The 21,309-nt window shown below is 57.6% G+C and carries 20 protein-coding genes, 5 tRNA genes and 1 riboswitch; of the genes, 7 read left to right on the top strand and 18 right to left on the bottom strand.

Annotated features, from left to right (window positions below; all coding sequences use genetic code 11):
* Nucleotides 1-48: 48 nt before the first annotated feature.
* Nucleotides 49-930, bottom strand: coding sequence for a DUF2971 domain-containing protein (locus K5Y35_RS14980; protein ID WP_222832263.1), 882 nt, complete (start codon nucleotides 928-930; stop codon nucleotides 49-51).
* A 237-nt stretch (nucleotides 931-1,167) separates the two neighbouring features.
* Here K5Y35_RS14980 and K5Y35_RS14975 point away from each other — a divergent pair, with 237 nt between their 5' ends.
* Together K5Y35_RS14975 and K5Y35_RS14970 are read left to right on the top strand one after the other, a co-directional pair.
* Entirely contained in the window at nucleotides 1,168-2,079 is a 912-nt protein-coding gene (locus tag K5Y35_RS14975; protein WP_222832262.1) for a toll/interleukin-1 receptor domain-containing protein, read from the top strand.
* Nucleotides 2,080-2,511: 432 nt separating this feature from the next.
* Nucleotides 2,512-3,132, top strand: a complete 621-nt coding sequence (locus K5Y35_RS14970; RefSeq protein ID WP_222832261.1) for a recombinase family protein — start codon at nucleotides 2,512-2,514, stop codon at nucleotides 3,130-3,132.
* A gap of 18 nt (nucleotides 3,133-3,150) precedes the next feature.
* Here the strand turns inward: K5Y35_RS14970 and K5Y35_RS14965 are convergent, their stop codons facing one another.
* Both K5Y35_RS14965 and K5Y35_RS14960 read right to left on the bottom strand, forming a co-directional pair.
* Nucleotides 3,151-3,879 (bottom strand): tetratricopeptide repeat protein, encoded by a 729-nt coding sequence (locus tag K5Y35_RS14965; RefSeq protein ID WP_222832260.1) that lies wholly within the window; start codon nucleotides 3,877-3,879, stop codon nucleotides 3,151-3,153.
* 178 nt (nucleotides 3,880-4,057) lie between these two features.
* A tRNA-Arg gene (locus tag K5Y35_RS14960) sits at nucleotides 4,058-4,134 on the bottom strand.
* A 294-nt stretch (nucleotides 4,135-4,428) separates the two neighbouring features.
* Here K5Y35_RS14960 and K5Y35_RS14955 point away from each other — a divergent pair.
* Together K5Y35_RS14955 and K5Y35_RS14950 are read left to right on the top strand one after the other, a co-directional pair.
* A complete protein-coding gene (locus K5Y35_RS14955; RefSeq protein ID WP_222832259.1) occupies nucleotides 4,429-4,659 on the top strand; it encodes a hypothetical protein in 231 nt (76 codons plus the stop codon).
* Nucleotides 4,660-4,679: 20 nt separating this feature from the next.
* Entirely contained in the window at nucleotides 4,680-4,859 is a 180-nt protein-coding gene (locus tag K5Y35_RS14950; RefSeq protein ID WP_123466986.1) for a PA3371 family protein, read from the top strand.
* Here K5Y35_RS14950 and phnN read toward each other — a convergent pair.
* Nucleotides 4,834-5,403, bottom strand: coding sequence for a phosphonate metabolism protein/1,5-bisphosphokinase (PRPP-forming) PhnN (gene phnN / locus K5Y35_RS14945; protein WP_186748718.1), 570 nt, complete (start codon nucleotides 5,401-5,403; stop codon nucleotides 4,834-4,836). The two genes, K5Y35_RS14950 and phnN, sit on opposite strands and share 26 nt — an antisense overlap.
* Before the next feature lie 390 nt (nucleotides 5,404-5,793).
* Here phnN and K5Y35_RS14940 point away from each other — a divergent pair, with 390 nt between their 5' ends.
* Nucleotides 5,794-6,120, top strand: a complete 327-nt coding sequence (locus K5Y35_RS14940; protein WP_003178899.1) for an Arc family DNA-binding protein — start codon at nucleotides 5,794-5,796, stop codon at nucleotides 6,118-6,120.
* Between the two features lie 245 nt (nucleotides 6,121-6,365).
* Here K5Y35_RS14940 and mgtE read toward each other — a convergent pair whose 3' ends face one another.
* Complete coding sequence (gene mgtE / locus K5Y35_RS14935; RefSeq protein WP_123466990.1) at nucleotides 6,366-7,808, bottom strand: magnesium transporter; 1,443 nt, start codon at nucleotides 7,806-7,808, stop codon at nucleotides 6,366-6,368.
* Between the two features lie 321 nt (nucleotides 7,809-8,129).
* Between mgtE and K5Y35_RS14930 the strand changes: the two genes are divergently transcribed.
* Nucleotides 8,130-8,648, top strand: coding sequence for a cell envelope protein SmpA (locus K5Y35_RS14930; RefSeq protein ID WP_222832258.1), 519 nt, complete (start codon nucleotides 8,130-8,132; stop codon nucleotides 8,646-8,648).
* Nucleotides 8,649-8,667: 19 nt separating this feature from the next.
* Here K5Y35_RS14930 and K5Y35_RS14925 read toward each other — a convergent pair.
* The 8 genes from K5Y35_RS14925 to ltaE form a co-directional block, all read right to left on the bottom strand.
* Nucleotides 8,668-8,744 (bottom strand) — tRNA-Arg (locus K5Y35_RS14925).
* Nucleotides 8,745-8,816: 72 nt separating this feature from the next.
* Nucleotides 8,817-8,893, bottom strand: a tRNA-Arg gene (locus K5Y35_RS14920).
* Nucleotides 8,894-8,965: 72 nt separating this feature from the next.
* Nucleotides 8,966-9,042: transfer RNA gene (locus K5Y35_RS14915), tRNA-Arg, on the bottom strand.
* 107 nt (nucleotides 9,043-9,149) lie between these two features.
* A tRNA-Ser gene (locus K5Y35_RS14910) sits at nucleotides 9,150-9,240 on the bottom strand.
* Between the two features lie 62 nt (nucleotides 9,241-9,302).
* On the bottom strand, nucleotides 9,303-9,491 hold the full coding sequence (gene csrA / locus K5Y35_RS14905; RefSeq protein ID WP_002554426.1) for a carbon storage regulator CsrA: 189 nt from the start codon (nucleotides 9,489-9,491) through the stop codon (nucleotides 9,303-9,305).
* Nucleotides 9,492-9,677: 186 nt separating this feature from the next.
* Entirely contained in the window at nucleotides 9,678-10,919 is a 1,242-nt protein-coding gene (locus K5Y35_RS14900; RefSeq protein ID WP_123466994.1) for an aspartate kinase, read from the bottom strand.
* Between the two features lie 90 nt (nucleotides 10,920-11,009).
* Nucleotides 11,010-13,628: an alanine--tRNA ligase gene (gene alaS, locus K5Y35_RS14895; RefSeq protein ID WP_186746595.1), complete on the bottom strand. Its 2,619-nt coding sequence runs from the start codon at nucleotides 13,626-13,628 to the stop codon at nucleotides 11,010-11,012.
* A gap of 146 nt (nucleotides 13,629-13,774) precedes the next feature.
* Entirely contained in the window at nucleotides 13,775-14,779 is a 1,005-nt protein-coding gene (gene ltaE / locus K5Y35_RS14890) for a low-specificity L-threonine aldolase (protein ID WP_222832257.1), read from the bottom strand.
* 198 nt (nucleotides 14,780-14,977) lie between these two features.
* A riboswitch (FMN riboswitch) is annotated at nucleotides 14,978-15,149 on the top strand.
* A gap of 103 nt (nucleotides 15,150-15,252) precedes the next feature.
* Between ltaE and K5Y35_RS14885 the strand changes: the two genes are divergently transcribed.
* A complete protein-coding gene (locus K5Y35_RS14885; protein WP_123467000.1) occupies nucleotides 15,253-15,762 on the top strand; it encodes a 6,7-dimethyl-8-ribityllumazine synthase in 510 nt (169 codons plus the stop codon).
* Nucleotides 15,763-15,918: 156 nt separating this feature from the next.
* Here the strand turns inward: K5Y35_RS14885 and astE are convergent, their stop codons facing one another.
* The 5 genes from astE to astA all read right to left on the bottom strand — a co-directional run bounded on the left by astE (nucleotide 15,919) and on the right by astA (nucleotide 21,294).
* On the bottom strand, nucleotides 15,919-16,929 hold the full coding sequence (gene astE, locus K5Y35_RS14880) for a succinylglutamate desuccinylase (protein WP_128614305.1): 1,011 nt from the start codon (nucleotides 16,927-16,929) through the stop codon (nucleotides 15,919-15,921).
* A 12-nt stretch (nucleotides 16,930-16,941) separates the two neighbouring features.
* Nucleotides 16,942-17,232: a hypothetical protein gene (locus tag K5Y35_RS14875; protein WP_016773591.1), complete on the bottom strand. Its 291-nt coding sequence runs from the start codon at nucleotides 17,230-17,232 to the stop codon at nucleotides 16,942-16,944.
* A 57-nt stretch (nucleotides 17,233-17,289) separates the two neighbouring features.
* The gene (astB, locus tag K5Y35_RS14870) at nucleotides 17,290-18,636 is read right to left on the bottom strand and encodes an N-succinylarginine dihydrolase (RefSeq protein WP_222832256.1); all 1,347 of its coding nucleotides are present in this window, start codon (nucleotides 18,634-18,636) and stop codon (nucleotides 17,290-17,292) included.
* A 166-nt stretch (nucleotides 18,637-18,802) separates the two neighbouring features.
* Nucleotides 18,803-20,272, bottom strand: coding sequence for a succinylglutamate-semialdehyde dehydrogenase (astD, locus tag K5Y35_RS14865; protein ID WP_185015815.1), 1,470 nt, complete (start codon nucleotides 20,270-20,272; stop codon nucleotides 18,803-18,805).
* Nucleotides 20,269-21,294 (bottom strand): arginine N-succinyltransferase, encoded by a 1,026-nt coding sequence (gene astA, locus K5Y35_RS14860; protein ID WP_123467011.1) that lies wholly within the window; start codon nucleotides 21,292-21,294, stop codon nucleotides 20,269-20,271. Before astA ends, astD begins: the two co-directional genes overlap by 4 nt.
* Nucleotides 21,295-21,309 lie beyond the last annotated feature (15 nt).

The raw sequence follows: 21,309 nt of genomic DNA, 5'->3' as shown, positions 1-21,309 counted from the left end.
TCAACTTTGAGTACATCTCCCTTCGTGAGTTTACACGCTAGGAATTTATCATTTAACTTGCACCGATAGTCGCTCTAGCTTTCCGCCTATTAGCGACATTCGATAAAGACAAGCGGACGGGTATTTTTGAGAGACTAGATGGCGAACTCGATTTTCGGTTTCGTCCGTCGCACGCGCGCCAAGCGTCACTGACTCTAACTCCTCAGGATAGAAGAGGTAATCACCAACCTGCTTGCCCGCCTCATTTTTCCGCCACGCAACAACACGCCACTCACGTTCATACTCCCAAGATTGATCTTTGGTATAACAGATTGCATGAAACGTACGTCTTCTGAGGTCTAGAGTGTCCCCGTAAAGCAAAAAATCAAGCCCTGTACCTACAACGGGTGGGTCTGCAGAATAAGACACCTGCGTAGCAGCAAGAAGAGGTGTAGAAAGCTCGGCAATGTGTCGAAATCCGAAAACGCAGCCAGCATGATTCTCTGCGTAATTCCCCCACATTGCATTATTGTCATTCTCAGAAGTGACGCATAAAACTCTTGCAGTACCAAGCCCTAGCTCATCCACATATTCTCGAAGAGACGCATCGATAATTTGATCGGCATCAGCAACTTCGCCAGATAAATAGTTCAACATATCCTCTCGCGAATGCCCCTTACTTGCCATCCACCTAACGAGATTCAAGAGCGAAAGTGTTTGTTGCGTTAATCTCGCCTCGTCGAGATCTTTATTTTCAAATACCGCGGAAAGGATTGCCTCAGATAGTAATTGATAAGAGTCTGCTACCCGCGGATGAAATCGCGGCATCCGCTGGAATTCAGCTATGTCATTGAAAAGCAGTGGGCTAGACCAACGAAGCTTTGAATTTTCCAAGACCAGGAAGGCGGTAGACGAGGAGGTGTATTTATAGAGAATTGGAGGGGGCTGCATGATCGGCATCCAATGCTGAGGAGTCTCTGAAAGCACAGAGCAAGAGCTCGTGTGTGTCTGCGTGGGCAATCATACGACTGCGATGCTGTTCCTGCGAGCGCAGAGCAGCCCCAGGGCCTTCCCCCCTTCCCATAAGGATTGAAAGCATGCCCGACTTTCATTGGCTAAGCTCTCCAGACTCTCTCATGTCTCACGTTCTTCCATACCAACGACACCATCGAGCTCAAGGAAGATTTTATGTACAACCTACTGATGACGGCTGGAGAAGATGATTGGAATAGTCCTACTTGGTCTATCTCTACTGGTAGATACCTCGAGCACACTGTCCAGATGCTTAGGAATAGATTCGAGAGTCTTTCCCAAGATGCGGTACAGCAGCTTAAACAAATGCCAACTCTATTCGCCTACGAGGACTTCCGCGACCTACCGGCCAGGGTCGGACGTATAACGGAAATACAACAGTTACATCACGAGCTTCGTATAACTCTCGCTGTAGATCCGGCAGTGGCTCCGATTCCCCAATCAGTACTGAGAACCATCTACCACGACCTTGATGTCAACACTAGGAACCTTGAACATTGTAGAACTCATTGGGCAATAAAGGATATTGACCTTGTTGATGTGCTGACGAGGGCTAACCTTCTAAATCGTGCCCAACTCCCACCTCAGCCTCGCCCACCCAAAGTTTTTATCTCCTATTCGTGGGATTCGCCAGAGCATCGTCAGTGGGTTGCATCATTGGCTGGAACGCTCAGATCAAATGGAATAGACGCGACCCTTGATCAATGGCACGTGCGCGGAGGCGAAGACCTCGCCGGCTTTATGGAAAGGTCTATCCGAGAAGCTGATCGCGTTTTGGTTATCTGCACGGAAGCTTATGTAGAAAGAGCACTTGGCAGACAGGGAGGTGTTGGATATGAGCATACGATGGTTACAGGCGAGCTAATGAGGAACGTTGGAACCTCAAAATTTATCCCGATCGTGCGCCAGTCAGGCAGCACTGTTGTTCTTCCAACAGAGCTGAACACTCGATTACATTTTAATTTAGGCCCTGGGACTGATTACTCATCTCAGCTTCAAGCGCTCATAAGAGATTTGCACAACGTACAGACTCCGATACCACCCTTGGGGCCAAATCCATTCTATTGACTCTAACGAACACCAGCCTGACAGCAGGCCGGAGCAGGCATCGGCGATGCTCCCCCACCGAGGGAATACGTCCAAATCTGGACGCACCAAGTACGCGACACGTTTTCAGATCCAGCAAAACGTGTCGCGACACCTGCCCTACCAGAATGGGATGACAGGTCCATCCCCCAATGGGGGTTGGGGTGGCTCAACTTCCCCCACTGGGAGAGTTCCTCAGATTTAGGAGGTCCCGCAACTCCCCGGCATTTTCCCAACCTGCTCCGCAGGATGATTGACTGGGCTGAAAACTCAGCCGTGTATCACTTTGCCTATTGCGCACTTACTGCAACGAAAATCCCGATTTCTCGACCGCAAAACCATTTATTTCAGTCCCATTCCGTCCCGTTTCGTGTACCACCTGAGGTGCACCTTAACTGATACGGACAGAACATCATGTTCATCCGCGCATACCTCCGAGCATCGACCGAAGAGCAGGACGCCGGCCGCGCCCGGGCATCGCTCGAGCAATTCGCCACCGACCACAACAAAGTGATCGCAAGCGTGTACCTGGAGAACGCCAGCGGCGCGTCGGCAGATCGGCCTGAGCTGCTGCGCTTGCTGAAAGATGCGCGCAAGGGTGACGTACTGCTGGTGGAGTCGATAGACCGCCTCTCGCGCCTTCCTGTGGAAGATTGGCAGAAGCTCAAGTCTGCGATCGACTCCAAGGGCCTACGCATCGTCGCGCTGGACCTGCCGACCAGTCACCAAGGAATGCAGGTCACCAAGGGCGACGAATTCACCGGCCGGATGCTGGGCGCGATCAATTTGATGCTGGTGGAAATGATGGCGGCGATAGCGCGCAAGGACTACGAGCAGCGCCGCGAACGCCAGGCGCAGGGCATCGAGAAGGCGAAAGCTGCCGGCAAGTACCAGGGTCGGCCGGTAGACGAGGATATGCACAAAAGAGTTACGGAACTCCTCGACGCGGGCCTGGGCATTCGTGCAACTGCTCGGCACGCCAACTGTTCGACCACCACAGTTCTAAAAATCAAAGAGCGGTTATCTTCACGATGACACGCCCTTAAATTTTCCCTATTCCGTCGTGGTTGCCCCCAACATCGACAGGGCAGGTGTGCATTCAACTAATTGAATGCCATGATTTTTCAGTTGCACTGATTGAACACGATTAAACTCTAGTTTTGATCTAACCAATAAATGCTCTGCCTCATCGTAAAAATGCGCAGCCCGCGCTGCTAGCGCCCAACGATGAAAGGTTTCCCCGCGAGTATGTGTGTTTCTATCATCACTTCCAGAAGTGAAAGAGATGCTCTCCTCAAATTTTTGACGAGCTAGATCGTAATACCCTTGATCGAATAGATAGCCCGCAAAGCCCCTGGAATGAAGGCCTTTTGCGTAATCGCTCTTGGCACAACTCAGGCACCTTTCCCAGTAATGGCAGGCTTTCTCATGATCACCGAAGCTACCAAAGGCTCTAGCAATAACCGCAAACTCGGAATTGGATACATGCTTCGGAATTTGCTCAACCAGATATGTGGCCTGGCCAACAAGAAAACTCCTTTGGTCGTTGTGGAAACTAAACATCCCACTGATTTCGGGCGTTAGCTTCTTATCAGCCGTTTCAATCCGAAATTTTCTAGACTCCGCGTTGACGGTGTTTAACCGCGACAGCACATCCGTGAGCTGTGATCGGATGGTTCGACGATTCTCCCCCCCCTTCATCAAGAGGGTGATCAGAGATAGTACAAACCCTGCAACGCCTGCAATCCCCCCTACAACAACCGCATAGTCCCGCAGCTCCATAAGACCCTCTACTTTTGGTGGGCTTCGTGCCCTTTTATAGGTGACTCAAAGATAAAAAGCCCCGCATAGCATTACCTAAGCGAGGCTTTTTGCCATAACTCGGAACCTTAGTGCACCCACCTTGCCCCCATGAGAGGCAATCTAGGTAGCCCATAAGTCACGAAAGGCCTGTGTTTATTGGTGTCCCAGGCGGGGTTCGAACCTGCAACCTTCCCCTTAGGAGGGGGATGCTCTATCCAATTGAGCTACTGAGACACTGAGTTGTCACGGCCGGATGCGGCGCGACGGACGGCGAGCATGTTAACGGCCAGCCCTCTATTTGTCATGTCGTCCGTGGGCTTTTTAAGTGTAGGCAGGCGCCCTGCAACCTTGCGGGATGATTTACCGTGCAATTTGCACTGCCGCAAAAAGCCATCATTGCAGAATGCAACCTGAGCCTGCTGAAAAACCCTTCCAAATGCTTGTTTTTAAAGGACTTAACAGCGGTTAGACTGTTGGCACGACGGCTGCTTTGTCTGTTCACATAACAGAACAAACGGAGTCCGCCCCATGAACAGCACTCTCCTGCTTGCAAACGCAATCGCTCTCGCGGTTTTGGTTGGCTTTCATTTTGTTCCCGAGAGTGCTGAACCGGTGGCTCAGCGTATGCCGCATTACTTGCAGGTGCAGAAAGCACCGCAGTGGGCGGTGTTGAGCGATCAGAGCGACTTCGCGGCGCAGGCAGTCAATGAGCCTGAGCAAGCACTGCCGACGCGCGACACCGAACATCTGGTTTTTTGAAATATCTTCAGGAGTACAGCATGTCCAAATCAGCCGCAGGATTTCTGATCCTCGCCTTATTGAGTGGCGTCGTGCATTTTTCGCTGTTCGAGGAAACCGAAATCACCCTGCCCCTGGTTGGCTGCGGCGTGTTTGCGGTGTTGTTCGCACTGGCACTGGTCGCCGGACGCAGGATCAAGTTCGATCCGGTGTTGCGTTGAGCCGGATCAAGTCCAGTAATTGATTGACGGCATCCACCAGAGCACCTGAATTGTCGATCAGATGAACAGGCAGATCGCTGGTTCGCCGGTCCTTGAATAACGCGTTACGCGCAAGCCGCGCATCGATCTGCTCAAAGGTCTCTCGACCGCGCCGCACCAGGCGCTCGCGCAATACTTCATCCTTCACCGTCAGCAGCACCGGGATCAGCGTCGGATAGTGTGTCAGCGCGTCACGCAGATTGGCGCGCGAGCCGTTCACCAGCACATGACGACCGGCGCGCAACCATTCGTCCATTTCTATCGGGATGCCATACGCGAGGCCGTTGGCGTGCCAGGCGAGGGCAAAATCGCCGTCACGCTCGCGCTGATCGAACTCTTGCGGCGTGACGCCGACGGCGTCTTCACCCACCGACTCCGCTGATCGGGTAATCACCCGGCGAATGATTTCGCAATTCATCGCCCGTAGCGGCTCACGCGCCGCTTCGATCAGGCTGTCCTTGCCCGATCCGGAAGGCCCCATCAGATAAATAAGCCTGCCATCCATCCTGAAAACACCCTCCGGAACGTGTCTGCCCCTAGTAAATCGGCAAATTGCCACTATCCTGTACAGGTAAGGAAACAAGGATAGAAAGCCGCATAGCATGCACGTTCTGAAGCCTTCGGGCATCAACTGATGTGCATCAGGAAGCGGTCATTGATGCGGGCCAAGGCAAAGTTTTCCAACCAGTCCGCATTTCTGATAATTGGTGCTGGCATTACGCCTTTACCCAGCTCAATATTTGTCACAGAATTGACGCCAATGATCTGGCAATTTTGAGGCATGATGCGGGCCTCTTAACAATTCAGGTTGAACCATTTGGCGCGGATGCTTGTCCTACCACACATCCTGCGGCCAATTCCGAGAACCGCTCCCCTGAACTAACCGGTTAAATATATGCGCCCATTGAAACAGGCAATTTATTCCAGCCGTACGGCTGACAAGTTCGTCGTACGTCTGCCAGACGGGATGCGTGAACGCATTGCCGAGGTGGCTCGCAATCATCATCGCAGCATGAACTCCGAAATCATTGCACGCCTTGAGCAGAGTCTTATTCAGGAAGGTGCACTGGGCGAAGAGCTGAGCATGCGCCTGGACAGCCCTGAGCTTTCGCTGCACGAGCGTGAACTGCTGCAACGCTTCCGTCAGCTGTCTCACCGTCAACAGAACGCTCTGGTGTCGCTGATCGCTCACGACGCCGAGATGGCCGCAGACGCGTCCTGAGCCATACCGAACATCTCAAGCCAGCATAAGTGCTGGCTTTTTTTTGCCTGCGATTTGACGCGTTAGCCGTCTGACATACATTCGTGATGAGAGGATTTATCCCCGATGGACTGCGAAGCGGCCCCAAAAAGAGGGACTGCTGCGCAGTCCATCGGGGATAAATCCCCTCACCACAGGTTACTAATCACCCATCAACAGGCACAAAAAAAGCCCGCCATTTTGGCGGGCCTTTTCTTTGCAGCCGGTTAGAGCAGGAAGATTGTCGCCAGCCCCAGGAAGATGAAGAAGCCACCGCTGTCGGTCATGGCGGTGATCATCACACTGGCGCCCATCGCCGGATCGCGCCCCATCTTCGCGAGGGTCATCGGAATCAGCACCCCCATCAGCGCCGCGAGCAACAGGTTGAGCGTCATCGCAGCGGTCATCACCACTCCCAACGACCAACTGCCGTAGAGCAGATAGGCAACCACACCGATCACCCCGCCCCAGACCAGACCGTTGATCAACCCAACCGCCAGCTCCTTGCGCATCAGGCGCGACGTGTTGCCCGTACTGACCTGGTCAAGCGCCATGGCGCGCACGATCATGGTGATCGTCTGGTTACCGGAGTTGCCGCCGATACCCGCCACGATCGGCATCAGCGCCGCGAGCGCTACCAGCTTCTCGATCGAGCCCTCGAAAAGACCGATCACCCGCGATGCGACGAACGCCGTGATCAGGTTGATGGCCAGCCACGCCCAACGGTTGCGCAGGGATTTCCAGACCGAGGCGAAGATATCTTCCTCTTCGCGCAGACCGGCCATGTTGAGGACTTCGCTTTCGCTCTCCTCACGAATCAGGTCGACCATTTCGTCGATGGTCAGACGGCCGATCAGCTTGCCGTTCTTGTCGACCACCGGGGCCGAGATCAAGTCATAACGCTCGAACGCTTGAGCGGCGTCGTAGGCGTCTTCGTCCGGGTGGAAACTCACCGGATCGCTGGCCATGACTTCAGAAACCTGTTTCTCCGGATCGTTGACCAGCAAACGCTTGATCGGCAGCACACCCTTGAGCACACCGTCGTAATCGACCACGAACAGCTTGTCGGTATGACCGGGAAGCTCTTTGAGACGGCGCAGATAACGCAACACCACTTCGAGGCTGACATCCTCACGGATGGTCACCATTTCGAAGTCCATCAGCGCGCCGACCTGCTCGTCGTCATAGGACAGGGCCGAACGCACCCGTTCGCGCTGCTGGTTATCCAGACTCTCCATCAGCTCATGGACGACGTCTCGCGGCAGCTCGGAAGCCAGGTCAGCAAGTTCGTCGGCATCCATGTCCTTGGCCGCAGCCAGGAGCTCGTGATCGTCCATGTCGGCGATCAGCGTTTCTCGAACGGAATCGGATACTTCGAGCAGAATGTCGCCGTCGCGATCGGCCTTGACCAGTTGCCAGAGCGTCAGACGATCGTCCAGCGGCAAGGCTTCGAGAATGTAAGCGACGTCGGCGGAGTGCAAATCATCGAGCTTGCGTTGCAACTCGACGAGATTTTGCCGGTGAACCAGGTTTTCGACCCGGTCGTGATGCGGACCTTCCTGACGATGAGTCAGGTCTTCAACGACACGCTGGCGCTGCAGCAGCTCGACGACCTGAGCCAGGCGATCCTGCAGGCTTTCCTGTGTTTTCTTTACTTCGATTTCGGACATAGGCGAACTCCACTCCCAGCAGCGGGGCACGCCGGAAGGATCAATCAGTCAATTCATGATTGGTAAAACGCGGTACTGAGTAACTACTGGGTAAGTCCATGGAGGTTTTCCATAAGCCCCGGCGGGGCTGACGGGCGCAATGATACACCGCCTGACGGTTTTAAACGTTAAAAAATCACGGTCGAAACAAGCGCTTGCGAAACAAACCTGAGCGCCGTCCTGATCCTTGCAAATGCGACGACTCATCCTGAAAAGAAAACACACCGGCGACAAAAAATGTAGCGACTACCCTTGAGCGTAGATCGTCATGGAGGACGCCGAATGCCATCGAAAACTTCTATTTTTGTCCTGACCAGCCTGCTCTGCCTGCCGCCCGCCGGGGCCGCCACCACGCTTCATCGCTGCGAAGCCGTCGACGGCAGTATCACCTTCACCAGCATGAGCTGCGCCAGCGGCGAGCAGCGATCCGTGCAGGAAGTTCACCCCTACTTGCCAGGCTCGGTCATCGCGGTGATGCCCGAACACGACCACGAAGAAACATCCGGTATGAAAACCAGAAGACGCGAACCCGGCGTTGTCGGCACGGCAGTAGATCAATGCGGCAATCTGATCAGCGCCAGGCAACGTCGTGAAGCAATCATCAATCAACGCGTGATTGCCGGCATGAGCCAAGAGGATGTTGAAAGCGCACTGGGCAAACCGGACAAGGTGAATGTCCGGACTTCGACAACCAGCTATCGCTATGACCTCAAGCGAGGCCGCAGTGCTCAAGTCGATTTCGATGAGAGGGGATGCGTGCAAGGAAAAGCCAAATCCCGGACAGCAAAAAGCCCGCGTTAAACGCGGGCTTTTCGGTATATGGTGCACTCGACAGGATTCGAACCTGTGACCGCTCGGTTCGTAGCCGAGTACTCTATCCAGCTGAGCTACGAGTGCATTTTGTGTTTTTAGACCAGACCACAACTGGTTGAAGCCAAGTTATTTACATCGCTGCAACTAACTCTTAAATGGTGCACTCGACAGGATTCGAACCTGTGACCGCTCGGTTCGTAGCCGAGTACTCTATCCAGCTGAGCTACGAGTGCATTTGTGTTTGTTAGACCAGATCACACCTGGTTGAAGCCGAGTCATTTACATTGCTGCAACTGACTCTTAAATGGTGCACTCGACAGGATTCGAACCTGTGACCGCTCGGTTCGTAGCCGAGTACTCTATCCAGCTGAGCTACGAGTGCATTTGTTGCGCCGCATTATAGCCCGTTTAATCTCTATTCCAACCACTTTTTCTAGTAATTTCAACAACTTACCGAAAAAGCCAGATTACAACGTACTAAGCAAATAATGGCGGAGAACGGGGGATTCGAACCCCCGACACCCTTTTGAGGTGTACTCCCTTAGCAGGGGAGCGCCTTCGGCCACTCGGCCAGCTCTCCGCAACACGGGGCGTATATTAACCACCTTCTTCCCCGTTTGCAAACATAAAAAACGATAAAAATTAATGGCTTGGTTCTTCGTCCTTCTCTTTCTTTATACGCAGGTAAATTTCCTCACGGTGCACGGCTACCTCTTTCGGGGCGTTGACGCCGATACGCACTTGATTTCCTTTGACGCCGAGCACGGTCACGGTGATTTCGCCATCACCGATAATCAGGCTTTCTGCGCACCGACGAGTCAGAATCAGCATACCTTTCTCCTCACGCAATTCTTCAGGGACAACAGTCTGCAAAAAAAAGGCACCCGACCTACAACCGGAGCGATCGTAGCCCTACATGCCTGAGTATTGACCAGCGCGAGCAAAAGAACAGATCAGGGGCTCGCGCCATTCAAAAATAAAGGGCGCGGTCAGACCGCGCCCTTTATGTAAACGGAATTACTCGCCCTGACGGGCTGGAGCATCCAGTTCGAAAGCCGTGTGCAGAGCGCGCACGGCCAATTCCAGGTACTTCTCTTCGATCACCACGGAAACCTTGATTTCCGACGTCGAGATCATCTGGATGTTGATGCTTTCTTTCGCCAGGGATTCGAACATGCGGCTGGCCACACCTGCGTGGGAGCGCATGCCGACGCCGACGATCGAGACCTTGGCAATCTTGGTGTCGCCTACGACTTCACGGGCACCGATCTCGCGAGCGGTGTTTTCCAGCACGGTCTGTGCGCCCTGGTAGTCGTTGCGGTGCACGGTGAAGGTGAAGTCGGTGGTGTTATCGTGCGCGACGTTCTGCACGATCATGTCGACTTCGATGTTCGCGGCACTGATCGGGCCGAGAATCTTGAACGCCACGCCCGGGGTGTCTGGCACGCCACGGATGGTCAGCTTGGCTTCATCGCGGTTGAAAGCGATGCCGGAAATGATCGGCTGTTCCATGGTTTCCTCTTCATCAATAGTAATGAGGGTGCCCGGACCCTCCTTGAAGCTGTGCAGTACGCGCAGCGGAACGTTGTACTTGCCGGCGAATTCCACCGCACGGATCTGCAGCACCTTGGAACCAAGGCTGGCCATTTCCAGCATCTCTTCGAAGGTGATCTTGTCCAGACGCTGAGCGACCGGCACCACACGCGGGTCGGTGGTGTAGACACCATCGACGTCGGTGTAGATCTGGCACTCATCGGCCTTCAATGCAGCCGCCAGTGCCACGCCGGTGGTGTCGGAACCGCCACGACCGAGGGTAGTGATGTTGCCGTGCTCGTCGACGCCCTGGAAACCGGCGACAACAACAACGCGACCCGCCTTCAGATCACCACGAATTTTCTGGTCATCAATCTGCAAGATACGCGCTTTATTGTGCGCACTGTCCGTCAGAATCCGCACCTGATTACCGGTGTACGACACCGCCGGCACACCGCGCTTGATCAGCGCCATCGCCAGCAGGGCAATCGTCACCTGCTCACCGGTGGAAACGATCACGTCCAGTTCACGCGGAACCGGTTGAGTGTCGCCACTGATTTGCTTGGCCAGATCGATCAGACGGTTGGTTTCGCCGCTCATTGCAGACAGCACAACCACCAGGTCATCGCCGGCATCGCGGAATTTCTTAACCTTGTCGGCGACCTGCTCGATTCTCTCGACAGTGCCGACCGAGGTGCCTCCAAATTTCTGTACGATCAAAGCCATTTCAAAGCCGCCTCTGCCCATGAAGGGCGCCCAATAATCACTCGAACAGCCGCCGGGCCCGCCACTAGACTGCGGGCCGGACGGACTGTCTTATAAACCCTGCTCGACGAATGGAACGGTCAGCGCCAATGCGCCATCCAGTGCGCCGGCGTCGACACCGCCGCCCTGCGCCATGTCCGGACGACCACCGCCCTTCCCGCCCACTGCCGCAGCAGCCTGTTTCATCAAATCACCGGCTTTGAGTTGGCCAGTCAGGTCCTTGGTTACGCCTGCAACCAGTACGACCTTTTCCTCATGGACACTGCCGAGCAGGATCACTGCGCGGCCGAGTTTGTTTTTCAGCTGATCGACCAGCGCCAGCAGCGCCTTGCCGTCCTGACCATCCAGACGCGCGGCCAGAACCTTCACATCCTTGACGTCCACTGCCGAGTTCGACAGATCGTCGCCCGCGGCACTGGCAGCCTTGGCTTGCAACTGCTCGAGCTGCTTTTCCAGCGCGCGGTTGCGCTCCAGCACGGCCGACAGCTTGTCGATCAGGTTGTCGCGGCTGCCCTTGACCAGGTTGGCCGCTTCCTTGAGTTGTTCTTCTGCAGCGTTCAAGTAGGCCAGTGCCGCAGCACCGGTGACTGCCTCGATACGACGCACACCCGATGCCACACCGCCTTCGCTGATGATTTTCAGCAGGCCGATGTCGCCGGTACGGTTGGCGTGGATACCGCCGCACAGTTCGACGGAGAAATCGCCGCCCATGCTCAGCACGCGCACGTTGTCGCCGTATTTCTCGCCGAACAGCGCCATCGCGCCTTTCTGCTTGGCGGTTTCGATGTCGGTTTCTTCGGTTTCAACCGCGGAGTTTTTGCGAATCTCGGCGTTGACGATGTCTTCCAGCGCCTTGATTTGCTCTGGCTTGATCGCTTCAAAGTGGCTGAAGTCGAAGCGCAGACGCTGGCTATCAACCAACGAACCTTTCTGTTGCACGTGCTCGCCCAAGACCTGACGCAGCGCGGCGTGCAGCAAGTGAGTGGCAGAGTGGTTGAGCGAAGTCGCGTGACGCACTTCGGCATCGACGTGGGTTTCCACCGGTGCGCCGATGGTCAGGCTGCCCGAATCCAGCACACCGTGGTGCAGGAATGCGCCGCCGGTCTTGGTGGTGTCGCGAACGTCGAAACGTGCGCTGCCGGCCTGCAGGAAACCACAGTCGCCGATCTGACCGCCGGACTCCGCGTAGAACGGCGTCTGATTCAGAACAATCACCGCCTCTTCGCCTTCATTCAAGACGTCGACCGACTGGCCATCTTTATAGATGGCGACAATTTTTGCCGAACCGCTGGTGTCTTTGTAACCGGTGAACTCGGTGGCCACATCAACCTTGACCAGGGTGTTGTAGTCCAGGCCGAACGAGCTGGCCGAACGCGCACGAACACGCTGGGCTTCCATTTCACGCTCAAAGCCGACTTCGTCGACCGTCAGGCCGCGCTCACGAGCGATGTCAGCTGTCAGGTCCATCGGGAAACCGTAGGTGTCGTAGAGTTTGAACACCACGTCGCCCGGCACCACGGTGCCTTTGAGTTCCAGCAGGTCCTGCTCGAGAATCTTCAGGCCGTGCTCCAGAGTCTTGGAGAACTGCTCTTCTTCGGCCTTGAGTACGCGTTCGATGTTGCTCTGCTGCTTCTTCAGTTCCGGGAAGGCTTCGCCCATCTCGGCGACCAGCGCAGCCACGATCTTGTAGAAGAAGCTGCCAGTGGCACCCAGCTTGTTGCCGTGACGGCAGGCACGACGAATGATCCGGCGCAGCACGTAGCCGCGGCCTTCGTTGGACGGCAACACGCCGTCGGCAATCAGGAAGCCGCACGAACGGATGTGGTCGGACACCACTTTCAGCGACGACTGATCGCCATTTTCGCAACCGATGGCTTCAGCCGAGGCTTTCAGCAGGTTCTTGAACAGGTCGATGTCATAGTTGGAATTGACGTGCTGCATCACCGCACTGATCCGCTCCAGGCCCATGCCGGTGTCGACCGACGGCGCTGGCAACGGATGCAACACGCCGTCGGCGGTGCGGTTGAACTGCATGAACACGTTGTTCCAGATCTCGATGTAACGGTCGCCGTCTTCTTCCGGCGAGCCCGGTGGGCCGCCCCAGATGTGGTCGCCGTGATCGTAGAAAATCTCGGTGCATGGGCCGCACGGGCCGGTATCGCCCATGGTCCAGAAGTTGTCGGACGCGTAAGGCGCGCCTTTGTTGTCGCCGATGCGGATCATGCGCTCGACCGGCACGCCGATCTCTTTGGTCCAGATGTCATACGCTTCGTCGTCGGAGGCGTAGACGGTGACCCAGAGTTTTTCCTTCGGCAGTTTCAGAACGCCGGTCAGGAAGGTCCAGGCGAAGGTAATCGCGTCGTGCTTGAAATAGTCACCGAAGCTGAAGTTACCGAGCATTTCAAAGAATGTGTGGTGACGAGCGGTATAACCGACGTTTTCCAGGTCGCTGTTCTTGCCACCGGCACGCACGCACTTCTGACTGCTGGTTGCGCGGGTGTACGCGCGCTTTTCCTGGCCCAGGAAGCAGTCCTTGAACTGGTTCATCCCCGCGTTGGTGAACAGCAGGGTTGGGTCGTTGCCCGGAATCAAAGAGCTGGAGGCTACACGGGTGTGGCCTTGCTCTTCGAAGAAGCGAAGGAAGGCTTCACGGATTTCTGCGCTTTTCATTAGGTTCTTCCACGGAGGCTGCGGCCAAAGGCCTGTTCGAAACGTCAACAGACGAAGCGACGGCAAAGGGCCGCATTATATCGGCCCTGCGCGCGGGGTACAGCGTGTTTATACGATAGAAACGGTCAATTGGACGGCTAACGCTGTCACTTGCGCGAAAACTCGACGAATGTCGCGATCACTTGCTCGATTTGCGAGCGATTGACGTCCATGTGCGTGACCATGCGCAGACGTGCGGCGGCGCTCAATTTGATCCCGCGTTCGGCGGCAAACGCCTTGATCGCTTCGGCTTTATCGCCCATCTGCACGTAGACCATGTTGGTCTGCACGGGCTCGACGCTAAACCCGGCGTCGCGCAGACCTTCGGCCAAAAATAGCGCGTTGGCGTGGTCGTCCGCCAGACGCTCGACGTTGTGATCCAGCGCATACAGCCCCGCTGCTGCGAGCAATCCGGCCTGGCGCATGCCGCCGCCGACCATTTTGCGCAGGCGGCGTGCTTTGCCGATCAATGCCTCGGCGCCGCACAGCACCGAGCCGACCGGCGCACCGAGGCCCTTGGACAGGCACACCGAGACCGAATCGAAGTATTGGGTAATCTCGCGGGCATCCACGCCCAGCTTGACCGCCGCGTTGTACAACCGCGCGCCATCCAGGTGCAGTTGCAGGCCATGATCCTGAGTAAATTGGCGTGCCCGGGCCAGATACTCCAGCGGCAGCACCTTGCCTTGCATGGTGTTTTCCAGCGCCAACAGACGGCTGCGGGCGAAATGAAAGTCATCCGGTTTGATCGCCGCCGCGACCTGATCCAGATCCAGCGAACCATCGGCCTGCACTTCCAGCGGCTGTGGCTGGATCGAGCCAAGCACTGCCGCGCCGCCACCCTCGTACTTATAGGTGTGCGCCTGCTGGCCGACGATGTATTCGTCGCCACGTTCGCAGTGCGCCATCAACCCCAGCAGATTGCTCATGGTGCCGGTCGGCACGAACAGCGCCGCAGCAAAACCCAGGCGCCTGGCCAGTTCGGCTTCCAGACGATTGACCGTCGGATCCTCGCCATACACGTCGTCGCCGGTGTCCGCCGCCGTCATGGCGTCGAGCATGGCGGGAGTCGGTTGGGTGACGGTGTCGCTGCGAAGATCGATAACGCTCATGAACCTGGCCTCAAGTCAGCAGGGGAAATCCCTTTACGAAGGTGAATTACTGCGGTCATGGCGCGGATTAATCAACCCTTGCGCAAGGAAAAGTCGTTTCGGGCAGTCAAAAAATTCGATGGCAATCATCGGAAAGGCGCAATGCACAGACGCACAATCTGTGTTAAAAACGCTGCGCCGCCCGACAAAGGGCGGCAAAAACGTTCTCAGGGCGGGGTGCAATTCCCCACCGGCGGTAATTGCGCGCAATGCGCATAGCCCGCGAGCGCTTGGCGACGCACACCGCTTTTGCGGTGGGTGGCGGCAAGGTCAGCAGACCCGGTGTGATTCCGGGGCCGACGGTCATAGTCCGGATGAAGAGAGAACGGGATTGACGCCAAAGGGCCGTCCGCGAGCAGTCGTGCGAGCGTGCGCACCCTTGAATCCCTTTCGATTCATAACGCCCTGTTTTTCACACAAACAGGAGTCAGAACATGCAACCCACCGCTATCGACAGCAAAAGCAAACACCCACATGGCGAGCGCGTCGCGTTCATCCAGGCCTGCTGGCACAAGGAAATCGTCGACCAGAGCCGTAAAGGCTTCATCACCGAAATGCTGGCCCAGGGTTATCAGGAATCGGACATCGACTTCTTCGAAGTCGGCGGCGCCTTTGAAATGCCCCTGCACGCCAAGTTGCTGGCCAAGACCGGTCGTTATGCCGGCATCGTCGCTGCAGCCCTGGTGGTGGACGGCGGCATCTACCGTCACGAGTTCGTCGCCCAGTCGGTGGTCAGCGGCCTGATGCAGGTGCAGCTGGAGACCGAAGTGCCGGTGTTCTCGGTGTCCCTGACCCCGCACCACTTCCATGCCGGCGAAGAACATCAGAAGTTCTTCTTCGAGCATTTTGTGCACAAGGGTCAGGAAGCGGCGCGGACGTGCGCGGATACGCTGCGCAAGGTTCGCGCACTGCGCCGCAGTGAGCCGCATGCTGTAGCGGTCTGATAGCCCATGGGTGAGGCCTTGGGCCTCACTCTTTCCACTGTGGGAGCGAGCTTGCTCGCGAAAGCGGACTGACAGCCAACTCAAATGTTGAATGTCAGATTGCATTCGCGAGCAAGCTCGCTCCCACAGGGTTATATGGCGAAACCGAAACTGGCGTCAGGCGAGGTTTTCGTCGCCGGTCGGCACGATCAGGATGCCCGCGCGCAGGCCGTTCTTGACCTTCGGATTAGGGAAGATGATCCGTGCGCCCTCTTCCTCGATGACCCAGCGGGTATTGGCCAGGTCTTCGGCCAGCAGATACCCCACATCCAGCTCGGAAAAGTTCTCGATGTCCGCCGGCAGATTCAGGCGGAAGGCATCGCTGTGCTTGATGATTTCCCGGGCCACGCTGAACAGCTGCAAGCCATCCAGGCCTTCTTCGGCCAGACCCGGCTCATTGCCTTCGATGATCTGCTTCAGGCGGGTTTCCAGACGCGAAACGTCGACCCCTTCGTTTTGCCCGAACGGCCGCGCCTTGCCCAGTTCCAGAGTAAAGGCCTCGGCACCGAGCTTGTCGTAGGTGTAGGAGCTGAACACAATCGACGGCTTGTTCTGCAGCAGCACCGCCTCCATCCCGGCGGCACGCAGGCGCGCCAGTTCGCGGCGCGAATGCTGGCGACCGTCCTTCCACGGATACAGGGCGAACTGCTCGATCTTCGAGCCACGAATCGCCGTGTGCAGGTCGTAATGCAGGCGATCACGATCCGGCAGGCTGAAGAAACTTGCCGCCAGTCGCTCCAGCTCACAGGCGCGCAGCGCTTCGGAACCACTGGTTTGTTCATGACGGCCGTTGAACAGCCGATTGACGTCCTGCTCGACGAAGCGCTCGCCTTTACGAATCGCTTCCGGATTGCCGAACAGAAACAGAATGCGTGCACGCGGCTTCAGGTCGCCGCGAGCGATGTCATGCAGCAGCCGATCGAGTAACTCGATCGGCGCGGTTTCATTGCCGTGGATGCCTGCCGACAGCAGCAGGTCCAGGCCATTGTCACGCGCTTCGGGTGGCCGTACTTCCAGCGCACCCTCGCTCAACCAGCGCATGCGCACGCCTTCGACAGTCAGTTGAGTTTTCTCCGCCGGTTCGCGGCCGGCGAGGGTCAGTTCAAGCAGTTTGCCGAGGGCGAGCATAGAGCGGTTTCCTTAGTGATCGTGGTTGCAATCCGGGCCGTGCACGTGATCCTCGTCAGCGCCGAGGTCAGCCGGTTCCATTTCCAGTTGCAGACTTACCAGATTAGTCGCCAATGGGCGCAGCAGCAGGTTGGCGTACTCTTCGTCACCTTCCTCGACGTCCACGCCAATCAGCAGTTGGCCACGGCCATCCTGCTGGATCCACAGCTCTTTGCCTTGCCACATGACCGCGACGCGGGTGCACGAGGTTTGCAGTTGTGTGCCGTCGGTGTCTTCAAGGATCAGCTGCAGGGAATCGCTCATGTTTTTACTCTCTTGGGGAGACAAGCCGCGCGCCGCATTCAGGCGACGCGCCAGCCATCAATTGATCTGGAATGGATAAACCGCGCCCAGTTTAAGGATTTGCGTCAGTTCATCCAGTGCCGTACGGCATTCAAGCAGCAATTGCGGGTCCGCCAGATCGCTCTCGCTCAGGCGGTCGCGATAGTGCTTTTCAACCCATGCGGTCAATGAACCGTACAACGGCGCGGTCATGATAACCCCTGGGTTGACCGCCGCCAGTTCGGTTTCGTTGAGCGCGACACGCAGACGCAGGCACGCCGGGCCACCACCGTTCTGCATGCTTTGTTTGAGGTCGAAGACTTTCACTTCGCGGATCAGGCCGCCGGAGCTGGTCAGACTTTGCAGGTAAGCCCACACGCGCTCGTTGGCCTGGCATTCCTGCGGCACGATCAACAACATCGAACCGTCAGGGCGCGACAGCAACTGGCTGTTGAACAGGTACGAGCGCACGGCATCATCGACGCTGACCGCCGAACGCGGCACGCAGATGGACTGGAACTTGCCGCCGACGTTGGCGAGCTTGCCTTGCAGCTCGGCCAGCATGTGCTCAGTCTCAAGGAACGCGTCCTCGTGATAGAACAGCACCTCGCCGTTGCCCACCGCGATCACGTCGTTGTGGAACACGCCCTGATCAATCACGCTCGGGTTCTGCTGAGCGTAAACCACGCCCTCGTCCCGCAGACCGTGCAGACGCGCTACGGCTTGCGACGCTTCCAGAGTCTGGCGCGCCGGGTATTTCTGCGGCGCCGGGTAACGGGTGTCAAATGCACTGCGACCGAACACAAAGAACTCGACACCGGCCTCGCCGTATTCACGGCAGAAACGCGTGTGGTTGGCGGCGCCTTCGTCACCGAACTGCGCCACCGCCGGCAAAGCGGCGTGGTGGGCGAAGTGCTGCTGATCGGCGAACATCGCCCCCAGTACGCGACTGGTCGTCGGGTGCTCGATGCTGCGGTGGTATTTGCAGTTGAGGTTGGCGGCGGTGAAATGCACGCGACCGTCAGCAGTGTCGGCGCTCGGGCTGACGGTGGCGGCGTTGGCCACCCACATGCTCGACGCCGAGCAACTGGCGACCAGCAGCGGCATGGCCTCTTTGGCAGCGCGCTCGATCACTTGCGCGTCGGTGCCACTGAAACCCAGACGGCGCAACGCAGCCACGTCCGGACGCTCCTGCGGCGCCAGCACGCCCTGCTGAAAGCCCATGTCCATCAGCGCTTTCATTTTCGCCAGACCTTGCAGCGCCGCTTCCTTCGGATTCGAGGATTGCTGGCTGTTGCTCTGGGACGCAACGTTGCCGTAGGACAGACCGCCGTAGTTATGGGTCGGCCCCACTAGACCGTCAAAATTGACTTCATAGGATTTCATCAGCGAGGCTCCACGAGAATCTGTTGTTATAGGCTTCAGTAACTAACTGTTCAGTGCGACCGCGTCGCGGCCATCGCTGGCAAGCCAGCTCCCACAGGATTAGCAGTGTTCACAGACTCTGTGGACGACTCAATCCCTGTGGGAGCTGGCTTGCCAGCGATAGGCATCAGACCATTTTCACGCCAGGCGTCAGGGCCGCCGGCAACACCAGGCTCGGGGTTTCCAGCGAGGCCACCGGGTACGCGCAGTAATCTGCCGCGTAGTAGGCGCTGGCGCGATGGTTGCCCGAAGCGCCGACACCGCCGAACGGCGCGCTGCTCGCGGCGCCGGTCAGCTGTTTGTTCCAGTTGACGATACCGGCACGGCTTTCCAGCCAGAACTGCTGATAACGCGCTTCGGAATCGGACAGCAAACCTGCCGCCAGGCCATACGCGGTGTCGTTGGCTTCAGCGATCGCTGCAGCAAAATCGGTGTAGCGGATCACTTGCAGCAATGGGCCGAACAGTTCTTCGTCCGGACGCTCGGCGACTGCAGTCACATCGAGAATGCCCGGGGTCAGCAAGGCCGATTGCGCCTGTGGCTGAGTCATTGCCAACAGCGACACGGCGCCATTGGCCAGCAGATGTTGCTGGGCATCCATCAGCGCTTTGGCCGCGCCAAGGGAAATCACCGACCCCATGAACGGCGCCGGTTGCTGATCGAACGCACCCACCTCAATCGTCGAGCTGACTTCAACCAGACGCTTGAGCAGGCTGTCGCCCCACGCACCTTGCGGCACCAGCAGACGACGGGCGCAGGTGCAGCGCTGGCCTGCAGAAATGAACGCCGACTGAATGATCGTGTACACCGCCGCGTCCAGATCAGCCACCTGATCGACCACCAGCGGGTTATTGCCGCCCATTTCCAGCGCGAGGATCTTGTCCGGACGTCCGGCGAACTGCTGATGCAGGTGATTGCCGGTGCGGCTCGAACCGGTGAAGAACAGACCGTCGATGCCCGGGTTCGCCGCCAGCGCGATGCCGGTTTCACGAGCGCCTTGCAGCAGGTTCAACACGCCGGCCGGCAGACCGGCTTCGATCCAGCACTTGACCGTCAGCTCGGCGACTTTCGGCGTCAGTTCGCTGGGCTTGAACAGCACGCTGTTACCGGCCAGCAGCGCCGGTACGATGTGCCCGTTCGGCAAGTGGCCCGGGAAGTTGTAAGGGCCGAACACCGCGACCACTCCGTGTGGCTTGTGGCGCAGCACGGCGGTGGCGTCGCCCAACGGGCCGCTCTTCTCGCCGGTGCGTTCGCGGTAGCTTTGCACCGAAATCGCGATCTTGTTGACCATGCTGGTGACTTCGGTCGCGGCTTCCCACAGCGGCTTGCCGGTTTCCTCACCGATGGTGCGGGCCAGTTCGTCGCTGTGGTTTTTCAGGGCGGCGGCAAAGGCCTCGAGCACGCTGATGCGCTCGTCGAGCGAACGGCGCGCCCAGCCCGGGAATGCCTGACGCGCCGCCTGCACGGCGGACTCGACCTGAGCGGCGGTGGCGCCCTCCCCCGACCACAGCACTTGCTGGGTCACCGGGTTCAGCGACTGAAAGGCTTCGCCCTGACCGGCCAGCCATTCACCTGCGATGTATAGCGAATTCATTATTTCGACTCCCGGGCAGCAGACAACGCCACGGCGCGCACTTGATCGCCGGCGTTGAGTTGAAGACGTTTGGCGGTCAGCGGATCGACCACCAGCGTGCCGGCGGCCAGACGGGCCGGGGCAGCGGTGATGCGGCAATCTTCGCGTTTGCGGTTATGGATGATGAATGGCGTAGCGTCATCGCCCGGTGTACCGATCGCCAGCACCAGCGCTTCGCTGTCACGCACGGCGCGGATCTTGCTGGTTTCGCACTCGATGGCAGGGCCGGCGTCGAAGATATCGACGTACCCCTGATAACTGAAGCCTTCGCCCTTGAGCATCGCCAGCGCGGGCTCGGTGTCCGGGTGCACCTGGCCGATGACGTTGCGCGCATCCGGCGAAAGGAAGCAGGTATACAGCGGGAATTTCGGCATCAGTTCGGCGATGAACGCCTTGTTGCCGACACCGGTCAGGTAATCGGCCTGACTGAATTCCATTTTGAAGAAGTGCCGACCCAGGCTTTCCCAGAACGGCGAACGCCCGGCTTCGTCGGAGACACCGCGCATCTCGGCGATGATCTTGTTGCCGAACAGCTCCGGGAACTCGGCAATGAACAGCATGCGTGCCTTGGACAACATGCGGCCATTGAGGCCGGTGCGGTAATCGGCGTGCAGGAACAGCGAGCACAGCTCGGAGTTGCCGGTCAGGTCATTGGCGAGGAACAGCGTCGGGATCTCGCGATAGATGTTCAGCTCCTGCGAGGCGCTGACGGTCAGGCCGACACGGAAGTTGTACCACGGCTCACGCATCCCGACCGCGCCGGCAATGGCGGAAATCCCCACCACGCGACCGTTGTCGTCTTCGAGCACGAACAGGTAGTCCGCATCACCACGGCCGGCTTCGCCGCGAAAAGTCTTCTCGGCCCAGCCGACCCGGTGGGTCAGGCGTTCTTCGTTGGCTGGCAAAGTAGTCAGGCCGGTGCCGGTGCTGCGGGCCAGGTCGATCAGCGCGGATAAATCGCTGCTGCGTACGGGACGAACAATCATGCTATCTCCTCAAAC

Source organism: Pseudomonas sp. SC3(2021) (assembly GCF_019856535.1).
Taxonomy (GTDB): domain Bacteria; phylum Pseudomonadota; class Gammaproteobacteria; order Pseudomonadales; family Pseudomonadaceae; genus Aquipseudomonas; species Aquipseudomonas monsensis.
This window is presented reverse-complemented; position numbering and strand designations above follow the sequence as displayed.